The sequence below is a fragment of the Lacticaseibacillus casei DSM 20011 = JCM 1134 = ATCC 393 genome (assembly GCF_000829055.1).
Taxonomy (GTDB): domain Bacteria; phylum Bacillota; class Bacilli; order Lactobacillales; family Lactobacillaceae; genus Lacticaseibacillus; species Lacticaseibacillus casei.
The window spans coordinates 1,223,583-1,243,820 of the sequence record NZ_AP012544.1; the positions used below are offsets into that span (position 1 = coordinate 1,223,583).

Here is a 20,238-nt window from a genome sequence, read left to right on the forward strand (position 1 = left end):
TTGATGTTTTTTATTGTCCAAAAAATTTTGAGACAGTGGCTAACTTGATTCTAAAATGCGCGTTACTAAATTAAATGGTAAATCATATAAAACTGCCGACGCTTATGTGAATGCGATTAAATCGCAAAAAGTGGGTACAGCCATTACGTTGACGTATCAACATCAAGGCAAGACCAAACAGGCCACGGCGAAGCTGATTCGTTTGCCGCAGACGAAGCGCGCCGGCATCGGCATCACGCTGACCGAGAATACGTCAGTTACCAGTGATCCTAAAGTTAAGATTGATGCGGGGAATATCGGTGGACCGAGTGCCGGAACGATGTTTGCCTTACAGATCTATACCCAGATCACCCATCAGAATCTGCGCCGCGGGCATGTGATTGCCGGAACTGGCACCATCGATCCAGCGGGTCACGTTGGCCAAATCGGCGGCATCGATAAGAAAGTGGTCGCCGCGGATGCCAAGGGGGCCAAAGTTTTCTTTGCTCCGAATCAGCCCGCCACCAAAAAGTTGAAGCACTATGATCCAAATTATGTCAACAACTATACGGAAGCGGTGCAGACGGCTAAGCAAATTAAGACCAAGATGAAAATCGTACCGGTCAAGACTTTAAGCGATGTGATTCGGTATATGGAAAATTATTCGAAAACCGCCAAGTAACGTCATGATTTTAAAACTAGAACTGTCAGTTTGGCGGTTCTTTTTTAATGGCTTGCGTAATGTGTTGTCGAGGTGAGAAAAATGACGACACTGACGTATTGGCTCAAAACATATTGGTACGCGCCTTTGATTATTGTCATCGGCGGGTTCTTTTTTTGGCAACAGGCTCAAGGCAGTTCGGCTAACCAACCGCTGTCCGAGAGTGGGCGGGCTAGCGGCAGTTCGCAGGTGATGATGTCCCGTTCTTCCGGCAGTGCAAGCAGTCGCAGTCGGCCATCGCAAGGATTTGTGCATCTCAAAGGGGCAGTCTTGCGGCCTGGTATTTACCCGGTCCGGGAAAACACGCGGTGGGAAGAGGTCGTCAAAGCTGCTGGTGGGCTGACGGCCAATGCCGATATGCAACAGGTTAATTTAGCCAAAATTGCCAGTGATCAGGAAAGCCTGCATGTACCGGAAAAAGGGGAAACGGTTGCTGCGCCGGCTGCCACGGCAACTTCCGGGGTTGCTTCAAGCGGCGAAGCGAAGACTCAAGCTAGTAGCGGTGGTGTCGTTGATCTTAATAAAGCAGATGCGACCCAGTTGCAAACGATTAGCGGGATCGGACCGAAAAAAGCCGCTGATATTATTAATTATCGGGATAGTCATGGCGGTTTCAAAGAGATTGCCGAGCTCAAGGAAGTGCCGGGAATCGGCGATAAAACGTTTGAAACTTTGGCTCCGCAGTTTACGCTGGGGCCATGAGCGGCCGGCTTATTTTGGTGACAGTTGCTTTACTTGCCGGTATCATGGGCGGAATCGGGTTTTGGTGGGTGACGGGGTTATTGGTCATTTGGCTGATTATTAAAACGGATCGAACGATTTCTATTTGTGTTGGTTTGTTTTTCGTGATTGGGTTGGGACGCGGCGTTATGGATGTCCTTCAGTGGCGCCATCCGCCCCAGCCACATGGCAGTATCGCTATTCCGGCTTCGGCTATTAAACTTAAAGAGGGGTATGTTAGTTTCATCGGTCGGGCGGCTAACGGCGTCAGTGTCAGCGGTCGTGGTACGGTCTCCCAGGCGGTCGCCAGCAAATTGGCAACGAATGATCAGCCCGTGCGGCTAGAGGGTGCTTACGAAGTGACACGCCTAGCTCCGGCGCGCAATCAATATGAATTTGATTATGCAACTTACGCGTGGCAGAGTCGGCAACTTGCTTATGAATTAGTTAAACCAACCTTAGATTTTTCGTTTCAGCAAAAACAGCAACTGCAGGATGTTATTGACGGGTGGCGTGTCAAGATCTTTGCTTATTTAGCCCAGTTGCCGCCTAAGGTACGCCAATACGCCAAGGGACTATTGCTAGGACAAATGGATGATGACTTTATGACCCAGCGGCAGGCGTTTGTCGATTTAGGTGTTTTCCACCTTTTTTCCATATCCGGATTACATCTGTTCGCATCAGTCGCCGCGCTATACTGGTTTGCTGCCCGGCTTCGGATACCTCAGGGCGTTGTTGATTTGGCGCTGATGGGCTTGTTGCCGCTTTTATTGCTCTTGTTGCCATTGGGGGCAGGCTTGTGGCGTGCTGTCTGGATGCGACTAGCCGGGATCGTTAATCGCTATCTTCAGTTAGGCTTTACCGGTCTAGATTTATTTGGCATGGTGCTGATGGTGAATTTAATCTGGCAGCCGCGAATTTTAATGACGATGGGTGGGCAGCTGACTTATTTAATGACCGGTTTACTCATTAGTTTGCCGACCATGCGTAAATGGCAACTGAATTGGCGGTTGGTTCTGGCCGGCATGCCGGTTATTGCCTGGCATACGTTTAGCTTTAATGTGCTGACAGTGATTTTTAATTGGTTATTGATGCCAATTTTTGAATTGGCGATTATGCCCGGTTTGGTTGTGGCTTTGGCATTGCCACATTCGGGGGTGACACGCCTTTTCAATGATGCCCTCCAGCTGTTGGAAACCGTGTTGATCGGACTGAGCCGACTGCCGGGACAAATGATCATCGGTGCTTTTCCTAGTTGGTTAGCTGTTGCCGGTGTGCTTGTGATGGCCATTGTTATTACTCGGCTGAAGTGGCCACTCGCCATTAGCTGGTTTTTGGTTGTGCTGGCGTGGTGCTGGTATCAACCGAATTATCGGGTCGTGATGTTTGATGTGGGGCAAGGGGACGCTATTTTAATCGAAGCGCCTTTTCGCCGTGGCGTGATGTTGATTGATACTGGCGGCCGAATCTTTGGCCAAACCAGTCATCCACCTGTCAGCCGGGCCATTGTTCCTTACCTGCATGCGCGCGGATATACGCGGTTAAATACATTGGTCGTGACCCATCCGCATATGGATCATTTAGGGGATGCTCCATTGCTGGCCCGACTCATGCCAATGATCGCCTAGTCACGACGCCAACTGCGCAGGATCATCCCATGATTCGCAAGATTCGGCAGCGCGTGGCGAAGGTACAAATTGTTACGGCTGATCAGCAGCTTCAGGTGGGCCCGTTACAATTTCAGGTGCTCTGGCCAACGGTAGATGCGCGCCCGAATCCGCGAGATAAGAACGCCGATTCGATTGTGCTCTATGGTAAAATAGGCAAAAGTAACTGGTTGTTTACCGGTGATGCGGATCAGGTGATTGAAAGGTCACAAGTTTTACCGCGCCAACTTAAAGCTGATTTTTTAAAAGCAAGGCATCACGGTTCAAAAACTTCCAGTGATCCCGCGGTTGTTGCAAGTTTAGATTTAAAGACAGCGTTAATTTCTGCTGGAGTTGCCAATCGTTATGGCCACCCGCATCGGGAGACTCTTGAGACGTTTGCCAAGGCGGGTGTGCCAGCGGTAAGCACGCATGAGCAGGGGATGATATGGGTCGAATCAAGCCCTTATCGTCAAGAAGACGAGTTATTCAGTTGGTTAAAAATAAAGGAGTCCAAGTCACATGCAGGTCCGTGATTTTATCAAACATCTAAAAAATGGTGATCGTCCGTCACTGACGCTCATTCTTGGCGAAGAACAGGCACTGCGCGAACAGGCCCAACAAGCAATTGCCAACATGATTCCCGAGGATCAAAAGGCAATGAATTTTGGCCGTTACGATATGCATCAGACACCTGTTGGCGTGGCTTTAGATGACGCTACTTCGATGCCGTTTTTCGGGGACTATCGAGAAGTAGTGATTGATGCGCCTTACTTTTTAACCGGCGAGAAGAGTACGGATAAAATTGATCATGACCTTGCCGGATTACAGACCTATTTTGAAAATCCTGTCCCGTCAACCATGATGGTATTGGTGGCACCTTACAAAAAGTTGGATGAACGTAAGCGACTGACGAAAGCACTGAAAAAGTCGGCATTGATCGTTGATGCGGCGCCACTTGATGAACACGCTGCCCGCATGGCACTGGCGCAAATTTTCAAGCAACATAAAGTGAGCATTGAAGCTCCGGCACTGGACACACTTGTGCAGCGCACGAATGGCCAATATTCCATCATGATGGGAGAAGTGCGCAAACTTTTGACCTACGCCAGCGATGGTAGCCCGCTAACTGTTGCGGCGGTCTCGGCACTCGTACCCAAGCAACTCAATGACCGAGTCTTTGATTTGGTAACGGATGTGTTACGCAAACATGCAGCGGATGCTTTGGCATTGTATCGGGATCTGCTTGCCCAGCGAGAAGAGCCGATTCGGTTGAATGCCTTGATGCTTGGCCAATTTCGTTTATTACTGCAAGTTAAGCTGTTGGCTCAAAAAGGGTATGGCCAAGGGAATATTGCCACAACGCTTAAGGCGCATCCTTATCGCGTTAAGTTGGCACTGCGACAAGTTGATCGATTGCCTTACCAACAGCTAGCGCAGGCTTATAGTGGTTTGGTTGATACCGAAACGGCTATGAAAACCGGGACCATTGATAAGGAATTGGCGTTTGAACTTTTTATGCTTAAATATACGGGACAGTCATCGGCTGGTCATCGTGGTAATCAGCGTCAATCAGTACGTTAACCGGGCGATGAGTGGTCGCTAAATACCGCGGCTTGTTTGTTAGGGTAATGGTCGTCATCAGTTGGTCAAATACTTGGGCATCAAAAAACAGCTACCACGTGTCGTAAAACACGCGGTAGCTGTTTTAAATTGGCTTAACGCCTTGATTACTTGTTGAGTAGGGCTGAAAGACGGCTCTTATCGCGGCCGGCCTTGTTCTTTTTGATGAGGCCCTTGCTGTTTGCCATGTCGATGGCACGAGTTGCTGCCTTGTAAAGATCCTGACTGTTGTCAGCATTTTGTTCGGTTGCACTCTTGAACTTCTTAACAGCAGTACGCATTGCGTTCAACTGAGCGATGTTGCGTTCGCGAGCGGCTTCTTGTGTCTTAACACGCTTGATTGCAGATTTGATTTGTGGCATGAGATGTTCACCTCCAACAGTGGATTATGATAAAACTGCATAAGTTTCAACAGACGCTATTATACAGAAGCCAAGCAGCCAATGCAATAAAAACTTGTAAAGGAAAATTGCTTGATAGCTAAAATGACTTGCAATCGCCGGCCAACTCCGGTAAAGTTAGACAGTACTTTGAACCTGATACTTAGTTTGGCGATCCACCGACGCTTTACTCAGTTTCAGGCAATATTCAGAAAGGTGGTACACAACATTGGCAATTGACCAAACTCAAAAGAACGAAATCATTAAGCAATATGCACGACATGATGGTGATACCGGTTCACCAGAGGTTCAGATCGCGGTTTTGACAGCAGAAATTCTGGCATTAAACGATCACTTGTCCGTTCACAAGAAAGATCATCACAGCTACGTTGGTCTGATGAAGAAAATCGGCCATCGTCGTAACTTGCTGGCTTATCTGCGTAACAAAGATATCATCCGCTACCGTGACTTAATCAAGTCATTAGGCCTGCGTCGTTAAGCTATTCACCAAAGGTCGCCTGTTGAGGCGGCCTTTTTTGGTGTGAGCGTGAACTGGCGCGCTTAGGAGCCGGAGTGTAAGTGGCCTTGGACGTGATGGCCGGGTTTTGGCCATTGCGACCAAGGTCCTTACATGCAGGCTCCTGCGCCAGTGAGCGCGTTATAGAGCAGCAGTTAGTTTTTTTACCTTCAATAACTTAATCTATATGTTATAAAGCCTTGGCCATTTAGCCTTGAGGTCCTTACACGCAGGCTCCTGCGCCAGTGAACGCGTTATAGAGAGCAGAAGAAGGGTATCGTACCAGGCCTTGAATAGAACGCTTTTGCCCTAATTGCAGTTCTTGGCCATTGCGCCCAAGATCCTCACACGCAGGCTCCTGCACCAATAAGCGCGTGATATCATCTTGGCTATTCCTAGGTCAAATTGCTATAACCAACGTAACAGCTAGACAAACTACCTAAGGGGATGGGCGAATATGTATGAGGAGTACCGTCAGCGCTACCAAAATCAACTATTACGGGTCACCGTTTTGGGGGTCACTCCGAACAGTGCTTGGGTACTTGCGGCAATAAGCGGCCAATGGGCATTTGTTGCCGTGACTCGAGATGAGCCGGATCAAGTTATCACGTCCCAAATTGATTCGGCAATTGTGCAATTAATCCGGCTGATCGCTAAACGCTTGCTCGGATTTGACGTGAGCACGTCTATACTGCCAGACTCGCTTAAAGCAATGGTAACGTCGTTTTCATCTGATGATGTCAACCGGCCACGCAAGACTTTCCCGTTGACTTTAATTCGCCAACCTGCTGGCACATCTCTGGACTTTTGGTCCTTGGGCGAAGCGGCGTTTTTAACGGTGCCTGATCAAAAAATACAACCAGCTGACTTGCGCGCATGGCTAGTTAATCTGTTGCCGCATGCTCATGGCGTCGGGTTTGGCCCAGTGACTGATCGCGCGGCGCTAGCGGTAATGCGCTTGATCATGGGCGACAATTTGCTGCTGGCAGTTCGCCCGAAGTTGCCGTGGTTTTAGCGGATGGCCGCGAAGTCGCCGCGTACCATTTGGATGCCGCACAAACTAGCGATGCCGGTTATCAGGCTGCACTTGAAGCGGCCAAGCAAAATCAGGCAACTGTCCGTAGGTTCTTTGCCGACGAAGTGTGAATGGATGGCAGCACGAGCAACTAAAAACGACTATGGAAAAAAGAACGCTAGTAGTCACGTTACCTGCCTGTTCGAATAAATCCGTCTTATGCAGCTCGCTGACTCGCTGTCAGCTCATCAGACGTTGCTATGCCGGCAGTTCGGGGAGGCTTTTTGCATTCAAACATCTTTGGATCAGGTGCCGGCAATGTCGGTTCTATAGGTTTTCAACGCTTCGTGTGTTACACTGGTAGCAGAATTTATTCGGCGGAAGCATGTTGCAACGCACGGTTGTCAACGATGCTTCCATAATTTAACCACGAGGTGAAACCATGACGAAGATCAATCTGGTCGCTCTTGGTGGGGTACGTGAAAACGGAAAAAACATGTACGCCGTCGAAGTTGACGACCAAATTTTTGTATGCGATTTTGGATTGAAATATCCTGATAATGAGTTACTGGGAATTGATGTTGTCATTCCCGATTTTAGCTACTTAACCGAAAATGCTGACCGTATTGCCGGTATTTTCCTGAGTCACGGGCATGCAGATGCTGTTGGGGCGCTGCCGTATTTTCTGGTAGATCATCCGGTTCCGGTTTTTGGATCGGAATTGACGATTGCCATGGCCAAAGTCTTTATGCAGCATGACAGTCAGGCCAAGAAAATTAAGGATTTTCATGTCATTGACGAAAAGTCCGTGATCGATTTTGGCGATGTGTCTGTGTCCTTCTTTAAGACTACGCATAGTATTCCGGGTTCATTGGGGATTGATATTGAAACCAGTGAAGGTCAGATTGTCTACACTGGGGACTTTAAGTTTGATCCTAGTGCTACGCCGATGTATCAAACGGACTGGTCACGGCTGGCACAAATTGGCAACAAGAAGGTTCTGGCGTTGCTGTCAGACTCAGCCAATGCGGAATCGCCTTATCCGAATGCCAATGAGCATGAAATCTACGACCATATCAAAGAAACATTTGAATATCAGGATGGCCGGATTATTGTGGCAGGGGTTGCCAGCAACATTCAGCGGATTCAGCAAGTCATTAATGCCGCCGCATCACTCGGCCGTCGGGTCGTCTTGACCGGACGCAATGTCGAAAAGGTGGTTAAGACGGCCATTCGCTTAGGCTATATCAAGCTGCCTAATGACGATATTTTGGCTAAAACCAAGGAATTGAAGGCATTGGCGCCAGAAAAAACCGTCATTCTCGAAACCGGTCGGATGGGCGAACCGATGAAGTCGCTGCAACGAATGGCAACATCACGTCATCGCCTCATCCACATTCATGACGGCGATCTCGTCTTCATCACAACAACCATTGCTCATGCGATGGAAACCATGGCAGCGCGGACAAAAGATATGATTTATCGCGCTGGTGGTGACGTTAAGGTTTTGGGCGATGATATTCATTCCTCCGGCCATGCTTATAAGAACGATCTTCAATTGATGATCGACCTGCTGAAGCCGGAATATCTGATACCGGTGCAAGGCGAGTATCGACTGTTGGCGGCGCATGCTGAAATCGCGCATGAAGCCGGGATCCCGCTAGCAAATATCTTTATTGTCGGCATGGGCGATATTTTACGCTATGAAAAAGGCCAGATGAATGCTTCTGGTCATGTCAATGCCGGCAACACCATGATCGATGGCATTGGCGTTGGCGACATTGGTAACATCGTCCTGCGCGATCGTAAAATTCTTGCCGAAGATGGCATCTTTATTGCCGTCGTCACGATTGACCGCAAGAAAAAGCGGGTTGTTTCCACGCCTAAAGTAACCAGTCGTGGCTTCGTTTATCTGAAAACCAGCCGTGACTTACTTGCGGAAAGTGGCACTTTGGTCACAGAAACGGTTCAAAAGAATCTCGATAACAAGGAGTTTGATTGGACTCATCTTAAACAGGATGTTCGCGATAAGTTCAGCCGCTTCTTGTTTGAGCAAACCAAGCGACGTCCCGTGATTTTACCGGTGATCATGGAAGTTAACCAGAATAGTGCCAAGCGCCAATAGCTAAGTAAAAAAATTCGGAACAGTATCCGGATTTTTTTGTTTAGCTTAGAGACAAGTGATTATCGGCAAGATAGGAGGATTGTATGGCAAAGATGGTATCATTACCGGACAACGAAAATCGCCACTTTGTTATTGGTGAGAAAGCTCTACAAAAGGGCAACTTTGCCTCAGCAGCCGCACATCTTGAAAAGGCCTATGAAGTGGAACAGAATTTTGCCATTGCCCGGCCATTAGCGGCCAGTCTGAACGGACTTAAGCAATATCATGAAAGTCTCAATGTGATCCTGCCGCATTACAAAACGTTTTTAGAAACCGATGCAGACACTCAACTGGCGCTGGATGCCTGGCTGGGTACATTGAATTTCGTCATGGCGCGGACGATGTTGCGTGAGCTGGAGCCGGAGCGGCGGCAACATTTTCTGAAACAAATCGAAAAGGCTGAAGCTGCAGTTTTAAAACAGCGTGGCGAACAAATTGCGGATTTAGTGCGAAAGTTAAGTCATTTAGGTGGTTTTTCAAGGCAGGAACAACAAGATTTGTTCAGTCAGATCGGACTTTTGCCAAAAGAACAGTTGATAAAAGCCGCGGTACCTGATCTGACGGACTTGTCAGTGCCGGTTGCCATGCGCGTCTCGTTGTTAGATTTGCTGACAAATGTCGGGTATGATCAGCCGGTGCAGTATCAAGCTTACGATCGGCAGGAGACACTGATTCCTAGTGAACTGCCGGGAATGGCGGAGGAAACAGCTGGACCGCAAATTCTGGCGCGGCTTCAGGATGCACTGGGCGATGACGATCAGGAGTTAGGCAAGGCGCTTGTCCAGATGGCGCGAGTGCAAATCGCATTCTTGTATCCGGACATCGAACGGTTGATTCCGGATCAATCGGCGTTTGTGCAGGCGTATCTTGATCATCATCAGGGGAAAGCAACTGGTTTTGACAAACTTTTCGCTTGGCAGGCGGCCGAAACAGCGAAATTGTCTGAATAGGCGAAATGATACGTTTTCACTGTAAATGAAAGAAACTTGACGCTATCTGTTTACAAAGTGAAAATGACCATGTATACTCATTGCTGGAATTCATTTCCAGCGTAGATATTTGTTTTGGTATTTACGCTCAAATGTAGTACACTTAAACGTAAAGGATTATCAGGGTACACAAACGTATCCTGTATTCTTACGAAAAATACAGGAGGTTCGTTTTTTCATGGCTGAAAAAGAACACTATGAACGCACAAAGCCCCACGTAAACATTGGTACGATCGGGCACGTTGACCACGGTAAAACAACATTGACCGCGGCTATTACCAAAGTATTGGCGGAGAAAGGCCTTGCCAAAGCGCAGGACTACGCTTCGATTGATGCTGCACCAGAAGAAAAAGAACGTGGCATCACCATCAACACCGCCCACGTTGAATATGAAACGGAAAAGCGCCACTATGCACATATCGATGCACCAGGGCATGCTGACTACGTTAAGAACATGATCACCGGTGCTGCGCAGATGGACGGTGCGATTCTGGTCGTTGCCGCAACTGATGGTCCAATGCCACAAACACGTGAACACATTCTGTTGGCACGTCAGGTTGGTGTTGATTACATCGTTGTATTCCTGAACAAGACTGACTTGGTTGATGATCCAGAATTGATCGACTTGGTTGAAATGGAAGTTCGGGAACTCCTCAGCGAATACGATTATCCTGGTGATGATATTCCTGTCCTCCGTGGTTCTGCCTTGAAAGCACTTGAAGGCGACAAGGAACAGGAAAAGGTTATCATGGAATTGATGGATACCATCGACGAATATATCCCAACCCCAGTTCGTGAAACCGACAAGCCATTCTTGATGCCTGTCGAAGATGTCTTCACCATCACTGGTCGTGGTACTGTTGCTTCTGGCCGTATCGATCGTGGTACCGTTAAGGTCGGCGACGAAGTTGAAATCATCGGCTTGAAGCCAGATGTTCTCAAGTCCACCGTTACGGGTCTTGAAATGTTCCGTAAGACCTTGGATCTTGGTGAAGCCGGCGATAACGTTGGTGTTCTGCTTCGTGGGATCAACCGTGACCAAGTTGAACGTGGTCAGGTTCTGGCAAAGCCAGGTTCCATCCAGTTGCACAACAAGTTCAAGGGTGAAGTTTATATCTTGACAAAAGAAGAAGGTGGCCGTCATACGCCATTCTTCTCCAACTATCGTCCGCAGTTCTACTTCCACACCACCGATGTTACCGGTGTGATCGAATTGCCAGAAGGCGTTGAAATGGTTATGCCTGGCGATAACGTTACTTTCGAAGTTGACCTGATTGCTCCGGTTGCTATCGAAAAAGGTACCAAGTTCACCGTTCGTGAAGGCGGTCGTACTGTTGGCGCCGGCGTTGTTTCCGAAATTCTTGACTAATTTCTGAATAAACGTTTAAAGTCCGCAAGCTTGCTTGTGGGCTTTTTTGTTTGAGCGTGAGCCAGCCCGGTTAGAAACCGGAGTGTAAGCGCCCAAGGTCCTTACACGCAGGTTTCTGGGCTGGCGAACGCGTTATAGAAAGCGCACGTAAGATACTTAATTGCCTCAAATAGAATAGCCCCTTTTAACGTATCTATGGACGTGACGCCCACAAGCCTTCACACGCAAACTCTTACGCCAGCGAAAAAGTGCCTATTTCAAACAACCAAAAAAATCTCAAGCCGAGTAAGACTTGAGATTTTTTAATACGATTGATTGGCTGCCACTGCTCATAGAGGACGACTTGCTCAAATCCCCGAAGTTAGTCAGATTACCTTTAAGCAGACTGCTTCGTTTCGCCAGGCTCCGCCAATGTGATCTGCGTTTTCTCAGGTTCGATTTTATCAGCTTCCAAAATAGTTTTACCGATAGATTGCGCCCGAATATTCCCGCTGCCTGGATTTTTGACACTGATAATATCTGAGCAAATATCCGCATCAATATTGGTGCTATATTCAAAAACCAGATCAGAATGGAGCAGGGCACAATTCTTCATGGTTAAATGATCGATATAACACAATCCCTGATTGCTCTCGATGGTGCAGTTGATGAGCGTCAGGTTCTTGGCATTTCAGCCGAGGTAATTGCCGTTGATGGTGGAGTCGTAAATGGTGACATTTTCAGAGTTCCAAAACGCATCTTTAGCCACAAGCGTAGAGTGATGCATCTCGACGTTTTTGGCACCATCAAAGGCGTAATCACCAATCAAATTGAGATGGTCGGCGACGATGTTCGAGCTGTTCATGCCAAAATAGTTGCCACTTGCCTGCACGTGGTCGAGGCTGATGTGATCGCAGTTCCACAAACTTTCACTTGCATCGGAAAAATGGACGTTTTTTAGACGAATATCCTGACTCCGGCGAAAAGTTTTCGGAGCCTGGATCTCACTATCCGAAACCGCGATGTCAACCGTATACCAGATGCCTGATCGAGCCATGGCTTCAAAAATGGTGTTCGTCACTGCAATGTGCTGGCTGTACCACAGAGGATACTTGTACTGAAAGATTGATTGATTTAACTTGATATGCCGGCTTTCCTCTAGCGGGGACTCGCCTTTTCCAAAAGTTGTACCAACGATGGTGGCATGTTCCTGACCGAATAAGGGACGTTCACCATGAAAAAATTGATTGTTGTAATTCACCATGATAGGTTCGCTTCTTTCTTTGTGGTTCCAGAAAATGATTTGATGCATGCGGCATTTTTCAGACTGTTAACACAATGATCTGAGACTTTTCAAGCTACGATGCTACTGAGAATCTCAGCAGCTTCACCAGATAAATAAATGGTGTTTGGCTCTGCCAGGTTTTCTGTAGAGACCCGGGATGCATTGATGACGATTTTGGGGCAACCCAACCGAAAACCTGAGGCGGATTGACGCGTGCCAATGATTAATAATAGGTCCGCTTGTGCTAGCATTTGCTGGCCGTGCCGAATTTCGTCTGGATAAGTTGCCAAGTGCCTTAGAACGAAATCCGGTAAAATCAGTCCGCCACAGTTAGGGCAAAGCGGGAGGGCAGCTGTCGGCGTTTTTTGCCAGTCACTGGGGCGATGGCAAATCGTGCAATGATTACGCCGGACATCACCCCAGTATTCCGCAATATTGCGGGTTCCGGCTTTTTGATGCAGATAGTCAACATTCATCGTCACAACACCGAGCAGCTTTTTTGCCTGTTCGAGTTGTACTAACGCTTTATGGGCATTATTGGGGCGTGCCTGCGGTTGGCAAAATGTCTGCCGGTACATTTGGTAAAAAGCATGTGGATCGGCGATCGCCTCTTTCGGGTCAAGAAAACGAAAGACATTACCGGCAAATTTATGCGATCTTTTTAGGATTTGATCAATCCCATCCAAATCCGGGATTCCCGATTCAGTCGAGATACCGGCACCCGTAAATGCAACGATTCGGTGATGTTGACGAATCAGCGCTGCTGCCTGTTGCAAACGTTGCTTTTGGCTCATGGCGCTCATCTGGTTTCAAAAACGCGCCGCGCAACGGTTAAGCCATTGAGTACCCGAGGGAAGCCGATATAGGGTATGCAATGAATCATGGTTTCGACGATTTCGGTTTTGGTCAAACCAACGTTAAGCGCGCCATTGAGATGGACTTGTAGTTGATCGGCAGTGTCACCTTGGATAAGCAGCGCGGTCAGGGTAATCATTTCCCGTTGCTTTAAATCCAACCCGGGACGATTGTAAATGTCGCTAAAAGCAAATTCCAAAATATACTTCCCAACATCAGGCGCAATATCCGCTAGCGAATGCATGACGTTGGCAGCCGCTGCACCATCAACTTGAGCAAGGGTTTCCTGACCATTTTCTAATCGTGTTTTTTCTGACATGTTCATAACCTCTTTCATTTAGGATGTCTTTACCCTAAATGCTGGAGTTAACTCCATGTCAATCATTTTTTTAAATTCTTTTCTAGCAATTTTGCTTTTAGCTGATGATATGTGGCAATTTTATTTTCCAAGAATGCAATATGGGCATCAATTTCCTGTCGTTGCGCCGTTAAGCGGGCTTTTTGGGTGAATAGCAACTCCAGACGCTCGTCAATCGTGCTATTACCTTGATAACGTAAACGTGCATACGTTTTGATTTCCTTAATGGGCATGCCGGTAGCCTTTAACCGTTTGATGAAGGCAATCCAGCGTTGGTCGGCGTCTGTGTAGGTTCGGCGATTATTTTGATCGCGGTCGGGAACAATTAAGTGTTCTTTTTCGTAGTAGCGTAACGTATCAATTGACAGTGAAACCATTTTTGAAAATTTACCAATCGGGTAACCCATCAGTGAAGCCTTCTTTCATAGATCATGTTGGGTTGTATGATGAGACTTTCCGTAAGATTAGTCAACACTTATATAAAAGCCTGAGCATTTTAATCGCTTAATTAAAATTATTGTTATATGATAAAGCTTCGGAAAAGGGGGCATTCATTTGGCGAAATCAACAACTTGGCGAATGATCGCATTTTTCTGGTGCCAGCTGGCGGATATGAAACGTAAATTGTTACGTATCATTGTAGCGTTAGTTGGCGTAGCCGTGGCTTCGTACCTGGTTCCGCGAATAACGCAATATGTTATTGATCAGGTGATTCCCCAACGCGCTATGGGGACACTGCTTGGCGCGATTGCCTTGGCATTATTGCTGACGGCGGTGGCCGGCTTGCTAAGTGGGCTCAGCACTTATTGGATCGGGCAGGTCAGTTTACATGCGATTGCTCGCATGCGTGATGACTTGTTTCGGCACACGTTAGGCTTGGATATGCGGTATTTTGAGACGAGTCAGACCGGTGATCTGATGGTGGTGCTCACGAGCGACGTGAATCGTTGCAGCGGCTAATTTCGAGCAATACGCTGGGATTATTTGGCAGCCTGCTCAGTTTTGTCGTGGTGCTGGTTCTGATGATTGTTCAGGATTGGCAACTGACCGGACTGATTTTGTTGACCTTTCCGGTTTTATTTGTTTTGAACAATATTTTCGTGCGCAGCATTCGGGCTGCTTATCGCCAGGTGCGGGCAAGCTCCGGGATGATGAATAATCAAATTCAGCAGGCTTTAACCAGCATTGGATTGATTAAAAGTTTTACAACCGAGGAAATGACAGCAACCACATTTCAACACGCTAATGCGCGCAACCGTGACTATCAGCTTAAAGCAACCAAACTCAGTGCAACCTTTTCGCCGTTAACCGACTTCGTTAACTATTTAGGAACGGCGATTATCTTGGGCTTTGGTGCTATTCAGGTCATGCATGGCCAGTTCACGGTCGGTTTGATCGTTGCTTATACCGCTTATCTTGGCATTTTACAGGCGCCGATTCGTCAGTTGAACGGACTCATTCAACAATTGCAACAGGCGACGGTGTCATTTGAGCGAATTGAGGCATTGCAGGCCGCTTCACCGCAAATCGTGTCGCCGCCAAACGCCGTGCGCTTACCGCGATTTCAGAAACAAATTCTGTTTGATCACGTTGACTTCAGTTACGATGAGGATGTGCCGGTGTTGCACGACATCAACTTTGCCATCAATAAAGAAGAAGTGGTAGCGCTAGTGGGTTCTTCCGGCGCAGGGAAAACAACGATTACGAATTTATTGGCGCGGTTTTATGATCCTACTGGCGGGCGAATTCTGATGGATGGCATCGATTTGCGCCAGGCGGATCTGATGAGTTTACGCCAACAGATTGCCATCGTTTCGCAAGATGTGATTTTGCTCGATGGCACCATTCAGGAGAATCTTGAATATGGGACACCATCTGCCAGCGAGGCGGCGATTTGGCAGGCTGCCGAAGCGGCTAACATTGCCGATTTTATACGCAGTTTGCCTCAAGGTCTGGCGACTCAGGTAGGCGAGCGCGGGATTCGATTATCTGGCGGCCAGAAGCAACGAATTGCAATTGCGCGGGTCTTTTTGAAAAATGCCCCGATTGTCATCCTTGATGAAGCAACCGCAGCCTTGGACAATGAGTCGGAGCGTTTTGTACAAGCCAGCTTCGATCGGTTAATGGCCGACCGGACGTCGTTAGTGATTGCGCACAGGCTTTCAACCGTGCGACACGCTGATAAAATTCTTGTGTTAGAGCATGGTCAAATTGTGGAAGCTGGTAATCACGAACAGTTAATGGCGCAAAACGGTCGTTACAAAGAACTTTATGATTTACAGTTCAATTAGTCAGGCAAAACCCTGATACGCAAATGTTCACACCACCAGTGAGAACCTCATGTACCAGTTTTAAATGTGAAAAAAGAACATCTAATGTCGCCTTTTTCCGGCACAACGTTTACATTCCCACTGGTTTCGGGTATCATACATTAAGTATGCAATGTGAATTGCGAGACTAATTGTCGGAGGTACAGCATGTCTGCAAAATGGGAAAAAAAGGGCACCAATGATGGTGAACTCACTTTTGAAATCGATTTACCAAAAATTCAACAAGGTTTAGACCAGGCGTTTCAACGTGTTCGTAAGAACCTGACCGTTCCTGGATTCCGAAAAGGCAAAGTAAGCCGCACGGTGTTCAAGCGGATGTACGGTGACGCGGCATTATATGAAGACGCGTTAAATATTTTGTTGCCGGATGCGTATGAAGCAGCGGTTAAAGAATCCGGGATCGATCCAGTCGACCAGCCGAAAATCGATGTTGAGTCGATGGACGAAGGCAAGCCTTGGGTTATCAAGGCAAATGTTACGGTTAAGCCTGAAGTTAAGCTTGGCGAATATAAAGGCGTTGAAGTGCCTAAGCAAGATGTTGAGGTATCTGACGACGATGTTAACGCTGAACTGGAAAAGCGTCGTGAACAACAAGCTGAACTGGTGGTCAAGGATGATAAAGCAGCCGAAAACGGTGACACGGTTGTCATTGACTATGTTGGCACTATCGATGGCAAAGAATTCGATGGCGGCTCGTCCAAGAACTATAGCCTGAAATTAGGATCCAACTCCTTTATTCCTGGCTTTGAAGAACAGCTTGTCGGCCACAAATCCGGCGATGAAGTCACGGTAAAAGTGACCTTCCCGGATGACTACAAAGCCACCGATCTTGCTGGTAAAGCCGCAGAATTCAAAACAACGATTCATGAAGTCAAGGTTAAAGAATTGCCAGAGCTTGATGATGACTTTGCCAAGGACCTCGATGAGGATGTTGACACCCTTGATGAATTGAAGCAAAAGATCAAGAAGGAACTGACTGATCAGCGTAAGGAAGCTGCCAAGAATGCTGTGCAGGAAGCGGCAATCAAGAAAGCAACCGAGAATGCGACGATCGAAGAAGTGCCTAGTGCCATGATCGAACAAGAAGTGCACAATCAGATGGATCAATATCTTGGCAATATGCAACGCCAAGGGATCGACCCGAAGATGTACTATCAACTAACCGGTACGACCGAAGCTGATTTGCACAAGCAGTTTGAGGCCGACGCCGAAACCCGTGTTCGTACTAACTTGGTTCTTGAAGCGATTGTAAAAGCTGAAGATATTCAGCCAACCGAGGATCAGGTTAAGGAAGAGGTTAAGAATCTTGCCTCTGAATACAACATGGATGAAAAGGCTGTTCGTCAGGCTTTAAGCGAAGATATGCTGAAGCATGATATCGGTGTTAAAGAAGCCATTGGTATCATTACGGATAACGCCAAAGAAGTTGAACCGGCCAAGGACGAAGAAGCTGACAAGGCTGATTCTGATAGTGAAACCGATAAATAGGTGTCAATGTCGCGTCAAAGAGACGATCCTTGATCGTCTCTTTTGTCGTCTTGAGGCACGTATCTAGCAAGCAGTTTTGTTGACAAAGCCTAACTGTGTCGTTGCTAGTCGGTACTTGACGGTTCTGGTAGAATAAAGGTAACAAGAAAGGGTTGAATCAGATGTTTGACAACGTTGAAACAACGGGTCCGGTTACTTGCTCTTTTTGCGGCAAGTCACAGGATCAAGTGAAGAAAATCGTTGCTGGCCCTGGGGTTTATATTTGTAATGAATGTATTGACCTCTGCAAAGAGATCATTGACGAAGAATTTAAAGAAGAAGCCTATCAAAATCTGCTAGAAGTACCGAAGCCAATTGAGATCATGAAGACCCTTAACGACTATGTTATTGGTCAAGATGCCGCCAAGAAGGCGCTTTCGGTTGCCGTTTATAACCACTACAAGCGGGTTAATCAGATGCAGACGGCAACGAAAGACGATACCGAGCTCCAAAAGAGCAACATTGCGCTGATCGGGCCAACCGGTTCAGGGAAGACGTTCCTGGCACAGACACTTGCCAAGATTCTCAACGTGCCGTTTGCCATTGCGGATGCGACAACGTTGACCGAAGCCGGTTATGTCGGTGAAGATGTCGAGAACATTTTGCTTAAATTGTTGCAAAATGCCGATTATGACGTTGAGCGGGCGGAAAAAGGGATCGTCTACATTGACGAAATCGATAAGATCGCCAAAAAGGCCGAGAACGTTTCGATTACCCGGGATGTCTCAGGTGAAGGCGTTCAACAGGCACTTCTGAAGATTCTGGAAGGTACCATTGCCAATGTTCCGCCGCAGGGTGGCCGTAAGCATCCCCAGCAGGAATTCATTCAAATCGATACGACCAACATCCTCTTTATCGTTGGTGGTGCTTTTGACGGTATTGAAAGTATCGTGAAGAATCGAATCGGCGAGAAGACCATCGGCTTTGGCACGGACTCCAACAATCAAGTTGATCCGGATAAATCCTTGATGCAGCAGATTATTCCAGAAGACTTGATGCAGTTTGGGATTATTCCTGAATTCATTGGCCGTATCCCGATTCTGGCAGCTTTGGAGAAACTTAACGAGAATGACTTGGTTCGCATTTTGACAGAACCTAAGAATGCACTGGTTAAGCAGTATCAAAAATTGTTGAGTCTGGATGATACCGATCTGGAATTCACACCTAACGCGTTGAAGGCCATTGCTCATCAGGCAATTGTCCGTGACACTGGGGCGCGTGGATTGCGGTCGATCATGGAAGCCATTATGCAAGACACCATGTTTGATCTGCCAAGCCGCAGCGATGTGGACAAGGTGGTTGTTACCAAGGCAGCCGTCGAAGGCAAAGCTAAGCCACAATTGGTTTTAACCAAGGGCCGCGAAGCATCCTAATAATAGATAGGCATGAGGAAGCATCAGGTGCAACAGCCTGGTGCTTTTTTGCGTTTGTAGCGCATTACTTAGTGGCACGCCTGCTTATCTTTATCCTGCCGATCGGTGAGGCGAGTGCCTGCAAAGTATGCTAAACTATTGAAGGCAACGGCGTACTTGCGTCGATTAAAGTGATAACAAGAAAAGGAGGCCATTCAAGATGGACGTCCATGATGTCAAACTGACAATCAGTGCAGTGGCAGCTGCGCAATATCCTAAAGATGGTCGTCCGGAGATTGCCTTTCTCGGACGGAGCAATGTTGGAAAGTCTTCACTCATTAATAAACTGATCAAGCGCAAAGCCATGGCGCGAACTTCTAGCGTGCCTGGGAAAACCCAGACGCTTAATTTTTATGACCTTGATAGTCGGCTGTTTTTTGTTGACGTTCCTGGCTATGGCTATGCTAAGGTCAGTAAAGCGGCACGGGCGAAGTTTGCCGCGATGATCGAGACGTACCTGACAACACGGCAGCCGCTGCATGGTGCCGTGTTGCTAGTGGATAGCCGGCATGATCCGACAGCCGACGACATCAGCATGTATCAATACTTAAAGTACTATCAAATTAAAACACTGGTTGTGGCGACCAAAATCGATAAAACGCCTAAAAGCAAACGGCTGCATGTGGTTAAGCAAATTACCAAACGCATGGACTTGAACCAAACGGATGTGGTAATTCCGTTTTCGGCCGTGACAGGTGAAGGTTATGATGCCATTTGGTCGTGGTTGGAGCAGACAGCGGGTGTGGAGGGAAGTTTGAAATGAATTTTAATGAGTATCAACAAAAAGCCAATCGCACATTGGCTGGGAACGAACATGTTTTGACTAATTTGTCTTTAGGCTTGGCAAGTGAAAGCGGCGAAGCCATTGACTTGATTAAAAAGTATACTTTCCAAGGTCAGGATCTGGACAAAGAAGAGCTGAAACATGAATTAGGCGATGTGCTGTGGTACCTTTCACAGATTGCTTTATGGGCAGATATTGAGTTTGATGATGTCGCGAACGACAATATTAAGACGTTGGCAAAGCGGTATCCGCAATCAAAGAAGTAATCGCCAATTAAAACTTCAGCTAGGTGCAACTGCGGATAACTTACGTCGTTGCACCAAACATGGATATAAAAAAGATTCAGGCGTCGAGGAGCAACGCTTGAATCTTTTTTGGTGTTCGCTTTTTTTAATGCATCGTACTGAAAGACAAAGTTAATCTTTTGCTTTTTTGTCGTCGGTTTTATGCGCTTTTTTAGCCAGTTTCTCTTGATGTTTCGGATCCGGCCCGGTTGCCTGTTCCTTATCGCCAGGCAAACTTGCGAATTTATCGAACATGTCGTTCAGGTTGGTTTGAGTGTTGATCTTAAGTGCCATGCACGCC

General features: G+C 47.3%; 17 protein-coding genes and 4 pseudogenes. 15 read left to right on the top strand and 6 right to left on the bottom strand.

The features are described 5' to 3' along the window. Window positions 1-61: 61 nt before the first annotated feature. The 4 genes and pseudogenes from LBCZ_RS06155 to holA all read left to right on the top strand — a co-directional run. Window positions 62-661: pseudogene (locus LBCZ_RS06155) on the top strand (SepM family pheromone-processing serine protease); the annotation flags it as partial. 81 nt (window positions 662-742) lie between these two features. Next, entirely contained in the window at window positions 743-1,402 is a 660-nt protein-coding gene (locus LBCZ_RS06160; RefSeq protein WP_025012902.1) for a ComEA family DNA-binding protein, read from the top strand. Then, a pseudogene (locus LBCZ_RS06165) lies at window positions 1,399-3,602 on the top strand (ComEC/Rec2 family competence protein). Before LBCZ_RS06160 ends, LBCZ_RS06165 begins: the two are co-directional and overlap by 4 nt. Next, window positions 3,589-4,650, top strand: coding sequence for a DNA polymerase III subunit delta (holA, locus tag LBCZ_RS06170; protein WP_039638972.1), 1,062 nt, complete (start codon window positions 3,589-3,591; stop codon window positions 4,648-4,650). Before LBCZ_RS06165 ends, holA begins: the two are co-directional and overlap by 14 nt. A gap of 146 nt (window positions 4,651-4,796) precedes the next feature. Here the strand turns inward: holA and rpsT are convergent, their stop codons facing one another. After that, window positions 4,797-5,051 (bottom strand): 30S ribosomal protein S20, encoded by a 255-nt coding sequence (gene rpsT / locus LBCZ_RS06175; RefSeq protein ID WP_010488569.1) that lies wholly within the window; start codon window positions 5,049-5,051, stop codon window positions 4,797-4,799. 247 nt (window positions 5,052-5,298) lie between these two features. Between rpsT and rpsO the strand changes: the two genes are divergently transcribed. The 6 genes from rpsO to tuf all read left to right on the top strand — a co-directional run bounded on the left by rpsO (window position 5,299) and on the right by tuf (window position 11,123). Next, entirely contained in the window at window positions 5,299-5,568 is a 270-nt protein-coding gene (gene rpsO, locus LBCZ_RS06180; protein WP_005685642.1) for a 30S ribosomal protein S15, read from the top strand. 475 nt (window positions 5,569-6,043) lie between these two features. After that, a complete protein-coding gene (locus LBCZ_RS06185) occupies window positions 6,044-6,601 on the top strand; it encodes a hypothetical protein (RefSeq protein ID WP_225421682.1) in 558 nt (185 codons plus the stop codon). Continuing rightward, complete coding sequence (locus LBCZ_RS16365; RefSeq protein ID WP_225421683.1) at window positions 6,592-6,732, top strand: hypothetical protein; 141 nt, start codon at window positions 6,592-6,594, stop codon at window positions 6,730-6,732. Before LBCZ_RS06185 ends, LBCZ_RS16365 begins: the two co-directional genes overlap by 10 nt. Before the next feature lie 311 nt (window positions 6,733-7,043). Then, window positions 7,044-8,726: a ribonuclease J gene (locus LBCZ_RS06190; RefSeq protein WP_025012903.1), complete on the top strand. Its 1,683-nt coding sequence runs from the start codon at window positions 7,044-7,046 to the stop codon at window positions 8,724-8,726. Window positions 8,727-8,809: 83 nt separating this feature from the next. Next, window positions 8,810-9,715, top strand: coding sequence for a tetratricopeptide repeat protein (locus tag LBCZ_RS06195; protein ID WP_025012904.1), 906 nt, complete (start codon window positions 8,810-8,812; stop codon window positions 9,713-9,715). Window positions 9,716-9,932: 217 nt separating this feature from the next. Further along, entirely contained in the window at window positions 9,933-11,123 is a 1,191-nt protein-coding gene (gene tuf, locus LBCZ_RS06200) for an elongation factor Tu (protein ID WP_010488554.1), read from the top strand. 376 nt (window positions 11,124-11,499) lie between these two features. Here the strand turns inward: tuf and LBCZ_RS14775 are convergent. The 4 genes and pseudogenes from LBCZ_RS14775 to LBCZ_RS06225 all read right to left on the bottom strand — a co-directional run bounded on the left by LBCZ_RS14775 (window position 11,500) and on the right by LBCZ_RS06225 (window position 14,007). Next, window positions 11,500-12,366, bottom strand: a pseudogene (locus LBCZ_RS14775) (DUF3737 family protein). A gap of 89 nt (window positions 12,367-12,455) precedes the next feature. Then, window positions 12,456-13,181 carry an SIR2 family NAD-dependent protein deacylase gene (locus LBCZ_RS06215; protein WP_025012905.1) on the bottom strand — a complete coding sequence of 242 codons (726 nt, stop codon included), beginning with the start codon at window positions 13,179-13,181 and terminating at the stop codon, window positions 12,456-12,458. Between the two features lie 5 nt (window positions 13,182-13,186). Further along, window positions 13,187-13,561, bottom strand: coding sequence for a carboxymuconolactone decarboxylase family protein (locus tag LBCZ_RS06220; protein WP_025012906.1), 375 nt, complete (start codon window positions 13,559-13,561; stop codon window positions 13,187-13,189). Window positions 13,562-13,623: 62 nt separating this feature from the next. Then, complete coding sequence (locus LBCZ_RS06225; protein ID WP_039638976.1) at window positions 13,624-14,007, bottom strand: MerR family transcriptional regulator; 384 nt, start codon at window positions 14,005-14,007, stop codon at window positions 13,624-13,626. A 148-nt stretch (window positions 14,008-14,155) separates the two neighbouring features. Here LBCZ_RS06225 and LBCZ_RS06230 point away from each other — a divergent pair. The 5 genes and pseudogenes from LBCZ_RS06230 (at window position 14,156) to LBCZ_RS06250 (ending at window position 19,919) form a co-directional block, all read left to right on the top strand. Beyond that, window positions 14,156-15,891, top strand: a pseudogene (locus LBCZ_RS06230) (ABC transporter ATP-binding protein). Window positions 15,892-16,077: 186 nt separating this feature from the next. After that, window positions 16,078-17,418, top strand: coding sequence for a trigger factor (gene tig, locus LBCZ_RS06235; protein WP_025012907.1), 1,341 nt, complete (start codon window positions 16,078-16,080; stop codon window positions 17,416-17,418). A gap of 161 nt (window positions 17,419-17,579) precedes the next feature. Then, a complete protein-coding gene (gene clpX, locus LBCZ_RS06240) occupies window positions 17,580-18,830 on the top strand; it encodes an ATP-dependent Clp protease ATP-binding subunit ClpX (RefSeq protein WP_010488530.1) in 1,251 nt (416 codons plus the stop codon). A gap of 199 nt (window positions 18,831-19,029) precedes the next feature. Continuing rightward, a complete protein-coding gene (gene yihA, locus LBCZ_RS06245) occupies window positions 19,030-19,632 on the top strand; it encodes a ribosome biogenesis GTP-binding protein YihA/YsxC (protein WP_039638978.1) in 603 nt (200 codons plus the stop codon). Then, window positions 19,629-19,919: a nucleoside triphosphate pyrophosphohydrolase family protein gene (locus tag LBCZ_RS06250; RefSeq protein ID WP_025012908.1), complete on the top strand. Its 291-nt coding sequence runs from the start codon at window positions 19,629-19,631 to the stop codon at window positions 19,917-19,919. Before yihA ends, LBCZ_RS06250 begins: the two co-directional genes overlap by 4 nt. A 150-nt stretch (window positions 19,920-20,069) precedes the next feature. On the opposite strand, the gene LBCZ_RS16090 is transcribed toward LBCZ_RS06250, so the two are convergent. Further along, the gene (locus LBCZ_RS16090) at window positions 20,070-20,231 is read right to left on the bottom strand and encodes an SPJ_0845 family protein (RefSeq protein ID WP_041084721.1); all 162 of its coding nucleotides are present in this window, start codon (window positions 20,229-20,231) and stop codon (window positions 20,070-20,072) included. Window positions 20,232-20,238: the final 7 nt, after the last annotated feature.